Consider the following 18,955-nt stretch of genomic DNA (forward strand, 5'->3'; position numbering starts at 1 on the left):
AGTCTCCAGCAGGGCAAGGCAGTTCACCGCGCCACGGCCAGGCAGTACTCCTCGTCCGTGGCGAGCAGGTTCCGGTGCGTGTCCTCGGCCGTGATGGCGCCGTCATCCAGGACGAGGACACGGTCGGCGGCGTCCAGCAGCGCCGGACTGCTGGTGAGCACGACGGTCGTACGGCCCCGCCGCAGCTTCGCGATGTTGCGCGCGATGAGCTGCTCGGTGACCGCGTCGACCGCCGTCGTCGGATCGTGCAGGACCAGCACGTCGCTGTCGGTGGCCAACGCGCGGGCCAGGGACAGCCGTTGGCGCTGTCCCCCGGAGAGGTTCGCGCCCCGGTCGCGGACGCCGTAGTCCAGCCCGTCGCGGTGCAGTGCCACCACATCGGTCAGCATGGACGCCTCGACGGCCTCGGGCACCATCGGGCTGGTGCCCGAGGGATCGATGTTCGTGCGGAGGGTACCCGCGAAGATCTCCGCGTCGTACGGGTTCACCAGCAGGTGCTCGCGGACCGCCTCGACCGACAGGTCCGTGATGGCCTGCCCACCGACCCGTACCGTGCCCTCGTACGCGTCCGGGGGGACGTTGACCGCGAGGACCGACGCGAGATCGGCGGCGGCGCGCGGCTGGTAGACGGCGATCGCCACGAACTCGCCCGCCGGCACCTGGAACTTCAGCTGACGCAGGCTCCCGTACCGCACGCAGTCGATCTCCAGGTCCCCGCCCGGGGCGGGACGCTCCGCCCCCGGGGTCGTCACCGGCGGCGCGGACAGCACCAGCGCCATGCGCTCGGCCGACGCGCGCGCCATCATCACGTACTTCGGCATCTCCGAGAAGAGTTTGAGCGGTTCGATGATGAACTGCGCGAGGCCCACGGCCATGACGAGCTCCCCGATGCTGATCCGGCCGCCGAACGCCAGCCAGCCGGCCGTCAGGGTCACCGCGGCGGCGAGGACCGCGTTGAGCGCCAGCGCGGTGCCCGCGTAGGCGCCGTTCACCCTGGCGACGGTGATCGCCTGGCGCTTCGCGTCCGAGCTGACCTCGCGGTACGAGAGGAACGCCGCGTGGTTGCCGCCGAAGCCGTGCAGCGGGCGCAGGCCGGTGATCAGGTCGGCGACCTTCGCGCCCGCCCGCGCCACCCTGGCCTGCTGCTCCCGCGTACTGGCGCCGATCCGCCGTGACATCACGGCCAGGATCGACAGGATCGCGACGGTCCCCGCGATCACCAGCAGACCGAGCCGGATGTCGGCCATACCCAGCGCGACCGCCGCGACGACCACCGCGACCAGCGAGCTGATCAGCAGCGGCACCACCTCGACGATGTCGGCGGTCTGGTCGGCGTCCTCGGTGGCGATGGTCAGCACCTCGCCGGACTTCAGGTCGACGTCCCTGGCCACCGGCTGGAGTCCGCACTCCGCCACCCGCACCCGCCAGCGGTGCGCCTCCGTCGTGTTGGCCTTCTGCAGGGTGCGCATGCCGAACCGCCACGACAGCGACACGGTCGTGATGATCACGGCCAGCGCGGCGATCGACAGACCGAGCGCCCGGGGGCTCCGGTCCTGCATGGTGTGCTCGACGATCAGGCCGAGCGCGATGGGAAAGGCCGTCTCCCCCGCCTGGTACAGGCCCATGAGGACCGTGCCGCGGGTCATCGCGCCGACGTTGCGGCGCAGCGCGGTCCGCAGGATGCCGGCCCCGGGGCGGGGCCGCTGGGTGTCAGATGTTTTCGTCAAGGTGGCGGGCAATCGCTTCCGGGGTTCGCAGGGTCAGCAGATCACGGATGGTGACCACAGGTCCGTACTCGCGGCGGAGCAGCCCGATCAGCCGCACCGCCAGCATGGAGTGCCCGCCGAGGGACACGAAGTCGCTCACCGCGCTCACCTCGTCGTCGTCCAGGTCCAGGGCCTCGGCGAAGAACTCGCACACCGTGGTCTCGGTCTCCGTCTCCGGGCCGCGCTCGCCCGCCGTGGTCAGCGCGCCGAGCGGCTTGGCCTCCGGCAACGCCTTCGTGTCAGCCTTCCCGTTCACCGTCAGCGGGATGCCGTCGACCTGGGCGTAATGCGTCGGACGCAGGAAGTCCGGCATCGCGGATCCCACTTCGGCGGCGACCTCCGCCAAGTCCGAGCCGTCCAGCACGAGATACGCGGCCAGCCGGTACGCGCCGTCGACCTGCGGGTCGGGCTGGGCGACCGCGGCGGCGAACCGTACGGCCCGGTGCGCCGCGAACGCGGCCTCGACCTCGCCCAGTTCGACCCGGTGGCCCCGGATCTTGACCTGCTGGTCGGTACGGCCGAGATACGTCAGGTTCCCGTCGGGCCGCCGGAGAACCAGGTCGCCGGTGCGGTACATGCGCTCGCCCGGTTCGCCGAACGGGCAGGCGACGAAACGGTGGGCCGTCTGGGCGGGCTGCCCGAGGTAGCCGCGCGCGATGCCGATGCCCGACACGTACAGCTCACCGGGGACTCCGTCCGGCAGGGGCCGCAGCCACGGGTCCAGTACGTACACCTCGGTGTTGTCGATCGCCACGCCCACCACCGGGTCCTGGCATTCGAAGGTGCCGACGCCGAGGGTGTTGATGGTGTACTCGGTGGGTCCGTACAGGTTGTAGCCGGCCGTGCCGTCGGTCGCGGCGAGCCGCTGCCAGAGCGTGGGCGTGACCGCCTCGCCGCCGAGCAGCACCAGCGCCGGCCGCCGTTCGGGGTTGTCGAGCAGCCCCTCGGCCACCAACTGCTGGGCGTAGGTGGGCGTCACGTTGATGACGTCGATCCCGTGCGCGAGGCAGTACTCGACGAGACGGGGCGCGTCACGGCGCAACTCCTCGTCGCAGATGTGCACTTCGTGGCCGTCGGCGAGCCAGAGCAGTTCCTCCCACGACATGTCGAACGCGAACGACACGGTGTGGGCGATCCGGAAGGTCCGGTGGCCGTGCTCCGCGAGGACGGGCTCGAAGATACGGCGCTGATGGTTGATCAGCATGTTGGTGAGCCCGGCGTATTCGGTGACCACGCCCTTGGGCTTGCCGGTCGATCCCGAGGTGTAGATCGTGTACGCGGGGTGCCGCAGCCGGTCCGGGTCGTCCGGGGCGAACGTCGTGTACGGCTCCGCCTCCGGGAGGGGCCGGTCCAGTTCGATCAGGTCGCCGGTAAGCCGGGGGGACACGGTGCTCACGGTGAGCGTCACGTCGGGGCGGGCGTCCGCGACGATCGCGGCGATCCGCTCGTCCGGGTGGTCCAGCTCCAGGGGAACGTACGCCGCGCCGACACGCAGCACGGCGAAGAGCGCCACGATCGAGTCGAGCGAGCGCGGAACCGCGAGAGCCACGGTCGTCTCGGGGCCGATGCCCCGCCCGGCGAGCACGCCCGCCACCGCGCGGCTGCGGTCCCGGAGCCCCGCGAACGTCATGGTGGAGCCGTCGGCTACGAGCGCGACCCGCTCGGGATCACGGTCCGCCGCCTGGTCGAACCGGTCCATGACAGTGTCCGTGCCGACGTCCGTGCGCTCGCCCCGCGAGGGCTCCTGTCCCACCCCCCGCAGAACGCCCACCGGCCCTGCCGACCGGGCCAGGTCGTCGAGCACGCGCAGGTAGTCGTCCAGGAGGCGACGGGCGTTCCCGGTGTCGCCGTCGCGGTGCTCCAGCTTGACCGTGAGCCGGTCGCCGGGGGTGACGACCCAGGTGAACGGGTAGTGCGTGGAGTCGTCGGCCTTGACCGATTCGATGCCGTGCCTGGCGTTCATCTCGGCGAAGGCGTCCATGTCCAGGAAGTTCTGGAGCACGAACAGATTGTCGAACAGGGTGTCGTGCCCGCTGGCGCGCTGGATCTCGCCGAGTCCCAGATGCTCGTGCTCCATCGCCTCGACCCTGGCCGTCTGTACGGCCGTCAGGTAGTCGCCGACGGAGTCGTCGGGCCGTGGGCGCGTCCACATCGGCACGGTGTTGAGGAGCACACCGACGATGCCGGACAGATCCTCACCCTCGCGGCCGGAGACGGTCACACCGAACACGGCGTCGCTCCGGCCGGTGTGCGCGCCGAGGAGAAGGCCGAAGGCGCCGGTGAGCACCGAGTTGAGGGTGACGCCGTGCGTCTTGGCCGCTTCCCGCAGCCGGTCGGACAGTTCGGCCGGGAGCGTGTGCGTGAGCGCGTCCGGCAGGTCGTCCGGGAGGGTCGGCGCCACTCCGGCGAGCAGGGTCGGGCCGGGGAGGCCGGCCAGGTGCTCCGCCCAGAAGCGTTCCGATACGGCGGCGTCCTTGGCGTCGAGCGTCCGCGCGTACTCCTCGAAGCTCGGCGTGGCCGGGGTCGCGTCGAGTGGCTCGCCCGCGACGACGGCCTCGTAGGCGTCGAACAGGTCCCGCAGCAGGATCTCGCGGGACCAGCCGTCCCACAGCAGCAGGTGGTAGCTCAGCAGCAGGCCGTTCCGGTCGTCGGGCAGCCGCACCACGGTCAGCCGGATCAGAGGCGGCTCGCCGGGGTCGAATCCGGTGTCCCGGTCCCTGTCGCGCAGTTCCTCGATCTCCGCGTCCGTGGACAGCCTGACGGTGCGGACGCCGACCCGACGGCCCGCCTTGAGGACCTGGACCGGATTTCCGTCGTCGTCGGTGGTGAAGCCGGCGCCCACGACCGGGTGCCGCGCGATCACGTACGCCATGGCATCGGCCAGCGCGTCGGTGTCCAGTCGCCGGTCGAAGGTGAAGTAGCTCTGGGCGACATAGTGTCCGGCCGTGCCCGCCATCTGGGCCTGGAAGAACAGGCCCCGTTGGAGGGGGGTGACCGGCGCCGTGCGCTCGGCCGTCGCGGCGGCGTCGGCGATCTGCTCCAGCGCGCTGCGCCAGTGCTCGGTGATCGCGTCGGGGATGCCGTCGGCGAGGGTGAAGGCCGCGTGCAGGGAGCCGGTGGTGTCGTCGGTCCAGGCGTTGACCTCGACGGCGTACGGGCTGCCCTGATCGCCTGCGGTGAGACGCAGAGCCGCCGACTCGCTGCCCCGGCCGAGGTAGTTGAACAGCACCTGCGGGCGGGCGGTCAGCAGCGGCGCCGTCTGCGGGTTGAGATACCGGAGTTGGCCGTACGCCACGTGTCCGCGCTCGTCCGGCTGGCGTTCGGCGACCTCGCGTGCCGCCGCGACCGGGTCGGTGTGCGCCGTGAGCCGTACGGGCGCGATGGAGGTGAACCAGCCGACCGTACGGCTGTAGTCGTGGTGGTCGAGGGCGGGGACCCGGCCGTGTCGTTCGAGTTCGATAGCGAGATCGGTGGGCGTCGGCTGGATGTGTGTCAGCGCGGTGCGCAGGGCGCCGCACAGCAGCTCGGTGAGACCCAGGCCGAGAGCGGACGGCGCGCTACGTGTCACGAGGTCGCTCACGCCGGGCGCGAGGACGACGGTGGTCTCGCGCGGGCGCCCGACCGCCGGCAGCAGCCGGGGGGCGTCGAGCGTGCTGATCCAGTGCCCGAGTCCGTCGATCGCCTGGACCGACCGCGAGGCCAGCGCTTCGGCGTACTCGGCGTACGACGTGGTCGGCGCGGGCAGTTCCTCGCCGCTCATGGCGGTGGCCAGGTCGTCGAGGAGGACCAGCCAGGACACCGAGTCGACGGCGGTGTGGTGGATGGTGACGACCAGGGTGCGGCTCGCCTCCAGCCATGCGAACGCGATGACGTCACCGGTCTCGGGGTCGAGCCGTCCGGCGGCTTCGTTGGCCGCGGCCGTCGCGTCGGTGGTGTCCGCGCGGACGACGGTGACCTCGCGGGCGGGTTCGGTGCGCGGCGCCCACACTCCGTGCTCGACGCGCAGCCGCAGCCGGAGTACGGGGTGTGCGGCGACGACGGCGTTCGCGGCGCGCCGCGCGTCGGCGAAGCCGGTGCCCTCAGCCGCGACCAGGGTCCTGGCCTGGGCGAACCGGTCGAGCGAGCCGCCCAGTTCGCGCTGGCGCAGGAGGATCGGCGTCGGTGTGAACGGGCCGTCCTCCTGGCGGGCGGGCGCGGGCGTCTCGGCCCTCGGCGCGCGCGCGGCCAGGTGTTCGGCGAGGGCGCGCGGTGTCCGGAAGAGGAACACGTCGCGGGGGGCGATCGGCAGGCCGAGTGCCCTGGCCCGGTTGATGACGGTGATGGCGACGATGCTGTCGCCCCCGGCCATGAAGAAGTCGGTGTCCGCGTGGACGGCGGTGCCGGGGAGTGTTTCGGCGAAGATGCCGACCAGGGCGGCGAGCGCGGAATCGGCCGTGGCCAGGGAGGTGCCGTCCTCGGCGGCGGCTTCGGCCGGGGGCGGCTGCGACTCCGCCTGTGCGGCGCTCTCGGCCAGGGCCTTGCGGTCCAGCTTGCCGTTGACCGTCAGCGGCAGGGCGTCGACCGGCAGCACCCGGCCGGGCACCATGTGCGCGGGCAGTTTCGTGGCCAGCAGACCGGCGGCATCGCCGGGCACCCGGCCCACGACGTGCGCGACAAGGTGGTCGCCGCTCTCCGCGACGGTGACGGCCACATCGACCACGCCGTCCAATTCCCTTACGGCGGACTCCACTTCACCCAGCTCGATACGGAAGCCCTTGAGCTGCACCTGGTCATCGGCACGGCCGGTGAACTCCAGCTCGCCGTCGAGCGTGCGGCGGGCGAGGTCACCCGTGTGGTACATCCGGGAGCCGTCGTCGGCGAAGGGGTTCGCGACGAACCGGCCCGCGGTGAGTCCGGGCCTGCCCAGATAGCCGAGGGACACCTGGTCGCCGGCGACGTAGATGGCGCCCACCCGGCCCGGCGGCACCGGCCGCAGCCGGTCGTCCAGCAGATGGGTGACCAGCCCGGGAATCGGGCCGCCGATCGGGCTGACGTCGCCGCCGGGGCCGAAGTCCTCGTCGGTCAGCACCCGGTGGGTGACATGGACGGTGGTCTCGGTGATGCCGTACATGTTGACCAGCTCCGGCGAGCCGGTGCCGTGCCGTTCGACCCAGCCGCGCAGCCGGCCGGGATCCAGTGCCTCACCTCCGAAGATGATCCGGCGCAGGGCGGTGACCGGTTCACCGGCGTGCCGGTCGGCCTCGATGAACTGGTAGAACGCCGACGGGGTCTGGTTGAGCACGGTCACCCCGCGCTCGCGCACCAGCCGGTGGAAGTCGACCGGGGAGCGCGTCAGCCCGTACTCCGGCACCAGCAGTTCGGCGCCGTGCGCCAGGGCGCCCCACAGCTCCCAGACCGCGAAGTCGAAGGAGAAGGAGTGGAACTGCACCCACACGTCGTGGGGGCCGAAGTCCATGTCGGGCTGTGTGTTCGCGAGCAGCGACACCACACTGCGGTGCGGGACGACAACTCCCTTGGGCCTGCCGGTCGATCCGGACGTGTAGATCACGTACGCGGGGTCGTGCCAGTCGATCTGAGGCTCGGCGGTCCCGGCCGGGCCGGTCGGCCCTTCGTCGCCCTGGACGAGTACGCGGGCGGGCACGCCCGCCCGGGAGAGCAGCCGGGTGAAGCGGTCCCGCTGTTCGCGGTCGACGAGCACGACCTGCGGGGCGGCGTCGGCGAGGATGTACTCCAGCCGTTCGTCCGGGTACGCCATGTCGAGCGGCACGTACGCGCCGCCCGCGGTGACGACCGCGACCAGTGCGACGACCTGTTCGACGGAACGCGGGACGGCGACGGCGACCCGCTTGCCGGGTCCGACCCCGGCCGTACGCAGGACGGACGCCAACTCGTCCTTGGCGGCTGCCAGTTCGCCGTAGGTCAGGGACCGCGTACCCCCGTCGATGGCGCACTGGGTGACGGCGGTGGCGGCCGGGTCGCGGTCCGCGGCGGCGTCGAACAGCCCGCCGAGGGTGGCCGGGGTGATCGGCGCGGGGAGCCGGACGGTCCCTGGCGGCAGGTCGGCGACCAGGGAGTCGGGCCGGGTGAGCAGGCCGGTGAGGGTCCGGGTGAACGTACGCAGGATCGCCTGGGCGCCGGCCTCCCGCAGCAGTTCGCCGTCATAGATCAGGTTGAAGCGCGGGCGCCCTTCGCCCGTGCGCTCCACGACCAGGGTCAACGGGTAGTGCGGGGCACCCTCGTTGACGATGGCGGCGATGCCCAGCCCGTCGCCGGGCCCGCGCAGCGCGGCCACGTCGGTCGCGACGTCGAACACGACGAGGGTGTCGAACAGGGCGCCGACACCGGTCTGTCGGCCGATCCTCGCGAGCGACACGTGCTGGTGGGGCAGTACGGCGCTCTGGTGCTCCCGGACGGCGGCGAGCAGATCGCGCCCCGTGTCGCCGGCCGCCCAACGGGCGCGGACGGGGATCGTGTTGATGAACAGTCCGACCATGTCCCCGATGCCGGGCACGTCCGCGTCGCGCCCGGACACCGTGGAGCCGAACACGACGTCCTTGCTCCGCAGGATGCCGCCCAGCGTCAGCGCCCAGGCGCTGTGCACGGCCACGCTCAGGGGTACGCCGGCCGACCGGACGGCCGCGTCGATGCCTTCCCCGGGCTCGTGCGCCGTGTCCGCGAACCGGTCGGACGGGGTGTGCCCCTCGGCGACGAGGGACGGGCCCGGCAGCTGGGCGAGTTCCTCGCGCCACACCCGGTCGCTCTCGTCCTCGTCACGGTCGGCGAGCCAGCTCAGATAGTCCGGGAAGCCGCCGAGCGGGTACACGGTGCCCGGCGCGTCGTACTCGGCCAGCAGCGCGCGGAGCATCGGCGGCACCGACCAGCCGTCGGCGATGATGTGGTGCACCGTCTGCACGAGGATGTTCCGGCCCGCGCCGGCGCGGATGAGCGTGTAGCGCATCAGCGGCCCTGCGGCCAGGTCGAATCCGGCGACGCGGTCCCGCTCGGCGTGGTCGCGGATCTCGTCCTCGGTGATGCCGGGGCGCTCCAGCGTGGTGAAGGGCGCTTCCACGCCGCTGTCCAGGACGGAGACCACGCGGCCGTCGGCGAGCGCGGTGAACCGGGCTGCCAGGTTGGGGTAGAGGGTGAGCAGCCGGGTGGCCGCCGCCGCGAGCCGGTCGGCGTCCACCTCGCCGTCCAGCGTGAGGAGTTGCTGCTCGACGTAGCTGCCCGTCGAGTCGTCGTCGAAGACCGAGTGGAAGTACAGGCCTTCCTGCAACGGGGTCAGCGGCAGGATGTCCCGCAGCGCCGGGCCGTCGAAGGCGTCGACATCCGCCTGGGTGAGCCGCACCAGAGGGAAGTCGCTGGGTGAGTGGCCGCCCTGGTCGAGTGCGGCCAGCCCGGTCAGGGCACTTCGGAAGTACTCACCGAGGGTCGTGATGTCCTCGTCGGTGAACATTCCGTCGGGCCAGGACACGGTGGTGACCAGCTCGTACGCGCCGCTGGAGGCCGGTTCGTTGATCGCGTTGAACTCCAGGGCGCGCGGCAGGCGCATCCTCGGGTCGCGCTTCTCACCCAACTGCCCGGTGGTTCCTGCGAGTTGCCAGTCTCCGGAGGCTCCGGCGTCGAAGCGGCCCAGATAGTTGAAGAGCACCTGTGGCGCCGGCGCGTCGAACTCCGACCGGGTCAGATACCGCAGGGCGCCGTAGGAGACGCCGTTGTCGGGTACGCGGGCGAGGTCTTCCTTGACCGCCTTGAGCGCGGCTGCCAGATACCCGGGCGCGGTGAAGTCGTCCGCCGTACCGGGGTCGACGGTCACCGGGAAGAGCGTGGTGAACCAGCCGACGGTGCGGGACAGTTCGGGCTCGAAGCCCGCGGAGCCCGCGACGAACCGTCCCTCGCGGCCGTGGCCTTCGAGTTCGATGTGCGCGTGAGTCTGGTCCTGCCCGAGATCGCGGCGCCACCGGGCGAGGGCGACGGCGAGGGCGGTCAACAGGACGTCGTTGACGCCCGCGTGGAACTTCGCCGGAATCTCCCCCAGCAGCGCGGCCGTGACCTCGGGTCCGGCCGAGACCGTCCTCGTACGCTCCCGGGCGACGGTGTCGTCCGCGGAGAGCTCGCGCCTGCCGAGCGGTCCGTCCGCGCCCGGCAGGGGACGCCGGAAGTAGGAGCTGTCCGCGTCGAACGCGGCGCGCTCCAGCAACTGCGTCCAGCGCCGGAACGAGGTGCCCACCGGGGGCAGTTGGACCGGCACGCCCGAGGCGAACTGACGCCAGCCGGTGGCGAGGTCGTCCATCAGGATCCGCCAGGACACACCGTCGACCACCACATGATGGACGGCGACGACCAGTTGCCGTGCCTCACGGCGCCAGACCGCGCGCAGCATCACGCCGTTGTCCGGGGCGAGCCCGTCGGTGGCGAGCGCCACGCACTCGTCCAACGAGAGGCCGCTCTCCTGCCATCCCGTGGGGTTCTCCTCGGCCGCCCGCGGAATGTCCGCCCGCGGAATGTCGAAGCTCCAGCGGTCGCCACGTACCAGTTCCGCGCGCAGCATGTCGTGACGTGCCACGACGGCGGCGAGGATCGTGTCGAGCGCTTCCGGGGTGAGGTCGGCCGGTGTGTTGAGCACCACGGACTGTACGAAACCGTCGATCGCGTCCGTCGTCTCGCCGAGCCACTGCACGACGGGTGATCCCACGACGGGACCGGTGGAGACGTCGCGGCGGTCCACGGTGGTGACGTCCTCACGGCTCGCCACCGCCGCCAGTGCCCGTACGTTGCTGTTGGCGAAGATCTGCCGGGCCGTGACGTAGAGACCCGCCTCGCGCAGCGCGCTCAGCAGCGAGATCGCCAGAATGCTGTCTCCGCCGAGCTGGAAGAAGTCCTGGTTGACTCCGACCTCGTCCAGCCGCAGCAGCTTCGCGACCGCCTCGCACACCACGCGCTCGTCCTCGGTGGCGGGCGGGAGGAGCGAGCCGGTCCCGATCACGGGCTCGGGCAGCGCGTTCCGGTCGAGCTTGCCGTTCGCGGTGAGCGGGAACTCCCTCATGACGACGGTGTGGGCGGGCACCATGTACTCGACCATGTGCTCGGTGGCCCACGCCTTGACCTGCTCCGCCCGCAGATCCTCGCTCCCTGCGGCCGGGATGACGTATCCGACCAGATAGGTGCCGCCCGCCGCGTTCTTCTTCGCGATCACGCAGGTGTGGCGTACGGCGGGGTGTTCCGCGAGGCCGGCCTCGACGTCCTCGATCTCCAGCCGCATGCCGCGGATCTTGATCTGGTTGTCGGCCCGGCCGAGGAAGTCCAGGGAGCCGTCGGGGGCGTACCGGGCGAGGTCGCCGGTGCGGTACAGCCGGGACCCGTCGGCGGCGAACGGGTTGGCCACGAACCGGGACGCCGTCAGGCCAGGCGCGTTGACGTACCCGCGCCCCAGGAGGAAGCCGCCCGCGTACAGTTCGCCGCCGACCCCGACGGGGACCGGGCGCAGTTCGTCGTCCAGCACGTACAACTGGGTGTTGGGGTTGGCCTTGCCGATCGACGTCGACAGGCGTTCCGCCGCGCCCCGGTAGATGACGTGCGAGACACCGATGGTCGTCTCGGCCGGGCCGTAGCCGTGGTACAGCGGGATGTCGAGCTTGGTGCGGAACCGCTCGTACAGCTCCGGGGTCAGTACCTCGCCGCCGCACCACACATGGCGCAGGCTGTCGAGGCGCCCGGAGTCGCCGGCCATCTCCAGCAGGACGTCCAGCATGGACGACACCAGGTAGGTGAAGGTGACACGCTGCTCGGCGATCACGCTCAGCAGCTGGTGCGGGTCGCGTTCGCCGCCGGGGCGCAGGACGACGAGCCGGCCGCCGGATACGAGGGGCAGGAAGATCTCGTTGATGGAGATGTCGAAGGACAACGGGGCCTTGAACAGCGACGCGTCGTCGTGGCCGAAGCCGAGGATCTCGTTGACCTGCCAGAGCAGGCGCTCGCTGATCGCCTCGTGCCGGATCATCGCGCCCTTGGGGCGGCCGGTCGAACCGGAGGTGAAGATCACATACGCCAGGGCCGCGCCGGAGACGGACATCCCGGTGCCCTCGGTGGGAAAGGAGCCGAACTTCCAGGCGTCGAGATCGACGGCCTCGGCGTCCGGTTCTCCCGCACCGGGCTCGCCCGAGGAGTTGAGTTGCAGGACGACCCGGGCGTCCTCCACGACGACGGCTCGGCGCGCGGCGGGCCACTGCGGATCGAGCGGTACGAACGCGCAGCCCGCCTGGAGCACGGCGAGAAGCCCGATCACCATCTCGGCGGAGCGGCCGAGCGAGATGCCGACGACCTGTTCGGCGGTGAGCCCGCGTTCGATCAGACGGTGGGCCAACTGGCTTGAGAGCTCGGCAGTCTGACGGTAGGTCAGAGAGCGGTTGTCGTCCACGACGGCGACGGCGTCCGGCCTCGTACGCGCCTGCTCGCGGAACATCTCCACGACGGTCGGGCGGTGCCGGTCGGCCGCGGTGTCGTTCCACCCGGTCAGGGCCCGGATCCGCTCGGCCGCACCGGACGGGGCGATGGTGCCGAGGGGCCGGTCGGGGAAGTCGGCGAGGTCGTCCAGGGCGACTTGCGCGTCGGGCGGCGTGACGCCGTCGGGGACGGTGATGGTCCAGGCGCCCGCGCCGTCCGTGCCGGTCTTCCAATCGCCCGGCGCGGCACCGCCGTTGGCGATCCAGCCGAGGACGTCGGCGAAGAGTGTGCCGGGGGCGAGGTCCAGGCCGTCGGGGCTCCGGCCCGTCGCCCAGTACGACAGGCCGACGGCGCACGCTTCCGCGATGGTCCGGTCGGAGTGGTCGCCGGCCCGTCGGCGTACATCGGCCAGAGCTGTGGCGGAGAGCAGTACGAGACGAGCGCTCGGTTCCATCATCGAAGACTCAGCATCCCTTCCAGACATGAAAGTTAGCCTAACCTAACTTAGGCTCGCCTAATCAAGGCGGCCTAGCTACCTTCCCGCCACGCCCGCCACAGTCGTGCGTACCGGCCTCCGAGGGCCACCAGTTCATGGTGGGTCCCCCGCTCGACCACGCGCCCCGCGTCCAGCACGGCGATGCGGTCCGCCGCCATCGCCTGGGTCAGCCGGTGTGCGACGAACAGCGTGGTCCGGCCCGAACAGGCGGCCAGCACCGCCCGTTCCAGCTCGGCCGCGCCCTCACTGCCCGCCTCCGCGGTCGACTCGTCGAGGACCACGACCGGCGACCGGCTCAACACCAGCCGGGCCAGGGCGATCTGGGCGACCTTGGTGACGTCCAGGCGTTCGCCGCCCTCGCCGACCAGGGTGTTCAGCCCGTCGGGCAGCCCCTCGACCCATTCGCCCGCGCCGACTGTCCGCAAAGCGTCGGCGAGTTGGGCGTCGGTCGCCTCGGGCGCGGCGAGCCGCAGGTCGTCGGCGAGCGGACCGGAGAACACATGCGTCTCCTGGGTCAGGATGCTCACCAGGGCGCGCGAGCCCGCCTCGTCCAGTGCCGCGAGATCGTGCGGCCCGATCCGTACCGATCCGGCCTGCGGGGTCCCGATGCCGGCGATCAGGGCGGCCAGGGTGGACTTGCCCGCGCCGGTCGCCCCCACCAGGGCGAGCGAACCGCCCGCCGGAATCGTCAGGCTGACGTCCCGCAGGACCGGCTCGTCGGTGTCGGGATAACTGAACGTCAGCCCCTCCACCGTCACCGGATACGGCACGGACTCCGCCGCCGGGGCGACGGAACCGTCGCCGACCAGCCGGTCCTCGGTGTCCTCCCCCAGCACGCCGACCAGACGGGTCAGGCTCGCGCCCGACTTCTGCGCCTCGTCGAAGGTGAACATGATGGCGCCCAGCGGGGTGAAGAGCCGGTGGAACATCAGGGGGGCCGCCGACACCTCGCCCAGAGTCGCGGCGTCGGCCTCCAGCAGGGCGTACCCCACCACAAGGATCAGGACGAGCCCGATGAACTCCGCGCGGTTCTCCCTGCCGACGAAACGGCCGAAGAACCGGAACACCTCGATACCGAGATCGCGCACCCGCCACGACTCCCGGGTCACCGTCTCGCGGACGGATTCCTCCAGGCGGTACGCCCGTACGGTGTCTATGCCGTTCAGTCCGCTGATCAGCGCCTGCGCGCGATCGGCCTGGGCGACGCGCTGTTCGCGGTAGAGGGGGGCGGACCTCGGGAGATACCAGCGCAGGGCGAGCGCGTACGCGGGCAGGGCGCCGGCGCCCGCGAGGCCGAGCCGCCAGTCCAGCCCGAACATCCCCACGGTGGCGATGAAGACCAGCACACCCGCCGAGAACACGGTGGGGATGGCCGTCCGGATGCCCTTGGACAGCACGGCCACGTCGTCGCCGACGCGGGACAACACATCGCCCCGGCCGACCTGTTCGATCCGTGCGCTGGGCATTCCCAGTACGGCCCGGACCGCGTGTTCCCGCAGCCGTGCGAGCAGATCCGCGCCGAGGCGCCCGATCAGATAGGTCGATGCGGCGGTGGCCGCCGCCCCGAGCAGCGCGGCGGCCCCCAGCAGGACCGTGACCGTGACCAGGACCGAGCGCGAGTCGCCCGCGACCACTCCGTCGACCACCCGGCCCAGCAGAAGCACCGGGAGTACCTGGAGCGCCGCGCCGGCCACCGTGGTGAGCACGGTGGCCAGCGTCAGCCATGGCGTCTCGCGGCAGTGCGCCACGACCCACCGGGTGGCCTCGCCTCCGCTCGCCGTACGCAGTGCCGCCGGAGCGGCGCGGGTGCCGGCCGCGCTCACCCGGAGACCGGTCCTGACACGGAACTGGGCTGGGAGCGGAACAGGTTGACCACCATCGTCATCTCTACTCGAACCGATCTACTTGACCGACTTGACGAGTTCGTCGATCGCGTACGGCAGGGAGAGCAGGGTGCCCTGGGACATGGCCGCGCCGATCGCGGGGCCCTCGCTGTCCAGCAGGTAGGACACCTTCTTGTTCTTGACCGCGGGCAGGTTGGCGAACAGCTCGAACTTGTTCAGCGCCTCCGTGTCCGCCTTGTCGTTGACCACGAAGATGCGGTCGACGTCGATCAGGTCGATGCGCTCGGGCGAGAGTTCGGTGGAGAAGCCGCCGTCCGCGATGTCGTCGATCTTGGTCTGATACGTGAACCCGGTGCCCGTCACCAGCTGTCCGCGTACGTCGGTGGAGGTGAACGGCGAGATCGCGTTCTTGTACCAGGAGATGACGACCGCGGTCTGGTCGGCGAACTCGGGGTGCGCCTTCTTGGCCGCGTCGAGCTTCTCCTGGATGCCCCGCACCAGCTCGGTGCCCTCGTCCTCCTTGCCGAGCGCCTTGGCGATATGGGCCGCGTTGTCCTGCCAGGGGGCGCTGAAGGGCTCCTTCTCGGCCTTCGTACGGCCCACGGTCGGGGCGATCTTGGAGAGCTTGTCGTACGCGGCCTGGTCGATCTCGGAGTAGACCGCGATGATCAGGTCGGGGCGCAGGGCGGCGATCTTCTCGTAGTTGGGCCCCGAGTCGCCGTTCTTCATGATGACTTCGGGGCGGGCGTCGCCCCACTTGTCCTTCACCCAGGGCCACTGGGTGTTGATGTCGGGGGACTCGCCAGCCGGGTTCGGGTACTGGTCGACCATGCCGACCGGCTTGATGCCGAACGCCAGGATGGCCTGGTCGTCGGTGTAGCCGACGGAGACGACCCGCTTCGGGGCCTTGGTGACCTCCGTGGATCCGAACGCGTGCTCCACGGTGACCGGGAACGCGCCGGAAGCGGCGGCGGGGGCGTCGTCGCTCGGCTTGTCCGCCGAGTCGGAACCGCATCCCGCGAGCAGGCCGACACCGAGCGCCGCGGCGGACAGTGTCGCCGCCAGTCGCCGCAACGGCTTCACGAGCGTCGTTCTATGGAGAAGCATCCGGAATCCCTTGCCTTCGTGCTACCGGCACCCTTGTCTTAGGGCAGCCAAACCTTATCCTGCGCGAGTGAGGTTAGCCTAGCCTAACCTGCGAATTCCCTTTACCTCGGCATGGGTTGTCCCGGGACGACCGCGCGAGCGGAATCCGGGCCTGTCAATCCTGGCCCGAGGGGCGGACGCTAAACGTGCGTACGGCCCAGCGGCACGATGATCGGGCTGTCGCCCACCGGTGCGTCGATCACCTGGGCGCGCAGCCCGAACGCCTCGTGCAGCAGCTCGGCGGTGATCACGTCACGCGGATGCCCCTGCGCCAGGATCGCCCCCTCCCGCATCACGATGAGGTTGTCGCTGTAGCGCGTCGCCAGATTCAGGTCGTGCAGCACCATGACCACGGTGCGCCCCGACTCGTGCAGATCGTCCACCAAGTCGAGCACGTCGATCGCGTGCGCCAGGTCCAGATAGGTGGTGGGCTCGTCCAGCAGCAGCAGGTCGGTGCCCTGAGCCAGCGTCATCGATATCCAGACGCGCTGGCGTTGCCCGCCCGACAGCGAGTCGACCGGACGCTCGGCCAGATCGGCCACCCCGGTCATGGCCAGCGCGTGCTCCACGACATCCGCGTCGTCCGACGACCACTGCCGCAGCCAGCTCTGGTGCGGATGACGCCCTCTGGCGACGAGGTCGGCCACCGTCAGCCCTTCCGGCGCGACCGGCGCCTGGGGCAGCAGACCGAGCTTCTTCGCCACGTCCCTGGTCCTGAGCCGGGCGATGTCCTCGCCGTCCAGCAGGACCGTCCCCCTGGCCGGCTTGAGCAGCCGGGTCAGGGTGCGCAACAGGGTCGACTTCCCACAGCCGTTGGGGCCGATGATCGTGGTGATCACGCCCGGCGGGATCGTCACGTCGAGACCGTCGATGACGGTCCGGCCGCCGTATCCGACCATGACATCTCTGGCTGCCAGCCGCGCGACGTCGCCCGCGCCGGAGCTGGGCGCGGAGCCGGCCTCCGACGCTGTCTCCGCCTCTGTCTCGGTGATGTACTGAGCAGCCACAAGCCCCCCTTATTAGGTTTGCCTAACCTTTTTATCATCTATCTGTCTGTCTGAGGTTCGCCCTCACCAGCAGATAGACGAGGAAGGGCCCGCCGATCGCGGCGGTGACCACACCGACGGGGAGCGTGATCGGCAGCGCCGCACGCGCGACCAGGTCCGCACCGATCAGCAGCAACGCGCCCACCAGCCCGGAAGCCATCAACGGCGGTGTCGGGCACCGCATCAGACGCATCGCCACCTGCGGCGCCACCAACGCGACGAACGCGACCGGGCCCGCCGCGCTCACACCCACGGCGGCCAGCAGGACGGCGCACAGCAGCAGGACCGCCCGTACGACCGTGTACCGCACCCCCAGACCCGCGGCGACCTCGTCACCGAGGTGCATCGGCTTGAACTGGAACGTGGCCGCCGCGACGACGATCATGAGGACGAGCGTGCACCAGAGCGCCACCCGTACGTCGTCCCACGACCGGTTGTCCAGCGAGCCGACCAGCCACACCTGGGCCCGCGCGACATCCCTGATGTCGGCCTTGACCAGCAGCCAGATGGTGATCGCCTGCATCACCGCGCTCACGGAGATGCCGATGAGGATGAGGCGGAAGCCGTCGATCCCGCGCCGCCACGCCAGGAAGTAGACCAGCAGTCCTGTACCGAGGCCGCCCCCGAGCGCCGCGGCGGACAGGCCCACGGAGCTGACGACCGCCTCGGTCGTGCTGCTCGACACCGTCACGAGGAACACCGCGACCGCGCCGGCGCCCCAGGTGATCCCCAGAATGTCCGGGCTGGCCAGCGGATTGCGCGCGACGGACTGCGTGATCGCCCCGGACACCCCCAGCGCGATCCCGACGACGAGACCGGTGAGGGCACGCGGCATCCGCAGATCCATGATCACGAACTCGTCGACCTGCTCGCCCCGGCCGAGGATCGTCGCGATCACCCGGGACAGGCCGATGGGGAAGTCGCCGACGCCGATGGACACGCAGAAGACGAGGAAGGTCGCCGCCGCCAGCAGCAGCGTGACCAGCACCATCCAGGGCCGCCATACGAACGAGAGTTGGCCGATGCGCGCGCCAGGCGCCACCGCTCGCTTCACGCGCCGGACGCCGGTCCCGGCGTCTGTCCGGGGGGCGTTCGCGGTTTTTGTCCCGGCGTCCTTTTCCGCGTCTGTTCCGCTCATGCGCTCTTGAACTTTCCACGCCACACGAGGCCCGCGAAGAACGGGGCGCCGAGGAGGGCGACGACGACGCCCGAGTCCAACTCGCCCGGCCGCACCACCAATCGCCCCACGATGTCACTGACAAGAAGGATCAGGGCGCCGAGTACACCCGCGTACGGCACCAGCCAGCGGTAGTCCGGCCCGGTGAGATGGCGGGCGACATGGGCCACCATCAGCCCGAGGAACGCGATGGGCCCGCACGCCGCCGTCGCCGCGCCCGCGAGCAGGGTGATGGCGACGATGCCGACGGTCCGGCTCAGCGCGATGTTCACTCCCAGCCCGCGCGCCACGTCGTCGCCGAGGTTGAGCAGGTTGAGAGCCGGCAGTGTGGTCAGCGCCAGCACCAGCCCGACCGCGATGAACACGGCCACCGGCCAGATGACGCCGAATCCGACACCGGCCACGGAGCCCGAGTTCCAGAACCGCAGCGCGTTCAGCGACTTCTGGTCCGAGAGTGAGATGGCCGTGGTCATCGCCGCGAGGAACACCGTGACCCCCTGCCCCGCCAGTGCGAGCGTCAGCGGGTTGCCTGCCCCCCGGCCGATGCTCGAAAGACCGAACACGACGACACCGGCGACCCCCGCGCCCAGGAAGGCGAACCAGACGTACTGGAAGGGGTTGGTGAACCCGAACAGGGCGATCGCGGTGACCACGGCGAACGAGGCGCCGGCGTTCACCCCGAGCAGCCCCGTGTCCGCGATCGGGTTACGTGTGTACCCCTGGATCAGTGCCCCGCCGATCCCGAGGGCGATGCCCGCCACGATCGCGAGGACCGTCCGGGGCACCCGCACGGTGTGCACGATGAGCCTGATCTCGGTGAGCCGCTGATCGGATTCCGGCGCCGCGAACAGCCCGTGCCACACCTCGGCGGGACTCAGCGCGCGGGCGCCGACGGCCAGCGAGACCACCCCCACGATCAGGAGGATCACCACCAACGTGCCCAGCCCCAGGGCCCGGTGCCGACGGGCCTCTGTTCGTTCCTTGGGTATCGGGCGCTCAACCGCGGTCCTGCTCATGTCGCCAGTCGTGCTCATGTC

General features: G+C 70.9%; 7 protein-coding genes. All 7 read right to left on the reverse strand.

Annotation, left to right across the window (positions count from 1 at the left end; all coding sequences use genetic code 11):
- Window positions 1-23 precede the first annotated feature (23 nt).
- The 7 genes from OIE74_RS02560 to OIE74_RS02590 all read right to left on the reverse strand — a co-directional run bounded on the left by OIE74_RS02560 (window position 24) and on the right by OIE74_RS02590 (window position 18,934).
- Window positions 24-1,646 (reverse strand): ABC transporter ATP-binding protein, encoded by a 1,623-nt coding sequence (locus OIE74_RS02560; protein WP_329392144.1) that lies wholly within the window; start codon window positions 1,644-1,646, stop codon window positions 24-26.
- Between the two features lie 64 nt (window positions 1,647-1,710).
- Window positions 1,711-12,666: a non-ribosomal peptide synthetase gene (locus OIE74_RS02565; protein WP_329377933.1), complete on the reverse strand. Its 10,956-nt coding sequence runs from the start codon at window positions 12,664-12,666 to the stop codon at window positions 1,711-1,713.
- A 71-nt stretch (window positions 12,667-12,737) separates the two neighbouring features.
- Window positions 12,738-14,528, reverse strand: coding sequence for an ABC transporter ATP-binding protein (locus OIE74_RS02570; protein ID WP_329377935.1), 1,791 nt, complete (start codon window positions 14,526-14,528; stop codon window positions 12,738-12,740).
- A gap of 78 nt (window positions 14,529-14,606) precedes the next feature.
- On the reverse strand, window positions 14,607-15,656 hold the full coding sequence (locus OIE74_RS02575; protein ID WP_329377937.1) for an iron-siderophore ABC transporter substrate-binding protein: 1,050 nt from the start codon (window positions 15,654-15,656) through the stop codon (window positions 14,607-14,609).
- Window positions 15,657-15,835: 179 nt separating this feature from the next.
- Window positions 15,836-16,702, reverse strand: coding sequence for an ABC transporter ATP-binding protein (locus OIE74_RS02580; protein ID WP_443076006.1), 867 nt, complete (start codon window positions 16,700-16,702; stop codon window positions 15,836-15,838).
- A gap of 34 nt (window positions 16,703-16,736) precedes the next feature.
- Window positions 16,737-17,795: a FecCD family ABC transporter permease gene (locus OIE74_RS02585; protein WP_443076007.1), complete on the reverse strand. Its 1,059-nt coding sequence runs from the start codon at window positions 17,793-17,795 to the stop codon at window positions 16,737-16,739.
- A gap of 80 nt (window positions 17,796-17,875) precedes the next feature.
- Window positions 17,876-18,934 (reverse strand): FecCD family ABC transporter permease, encoded by a 1,059-nt coding sequence (locus tag OIE74_RS02590; RefSeq protein WP_329392146.1) that lies wholly within the window; start codon window positions 18,932-18,934, stop codon window positions 17,876-17,878.
- Between the last annotated feature and the right edge of the window lie 21 nt (window positions 18,935-18,955).

The sequence above is a fragment of the Streptomyces sp. NBC_01716 genome, assembly GCF_036248275.1.
Taxonomy (GTDB): domain Bacteria; phylum Actinomycetota; class Actinomycetes; order Streptomycetales; family Streptomycetaceae; genus Streptomyces.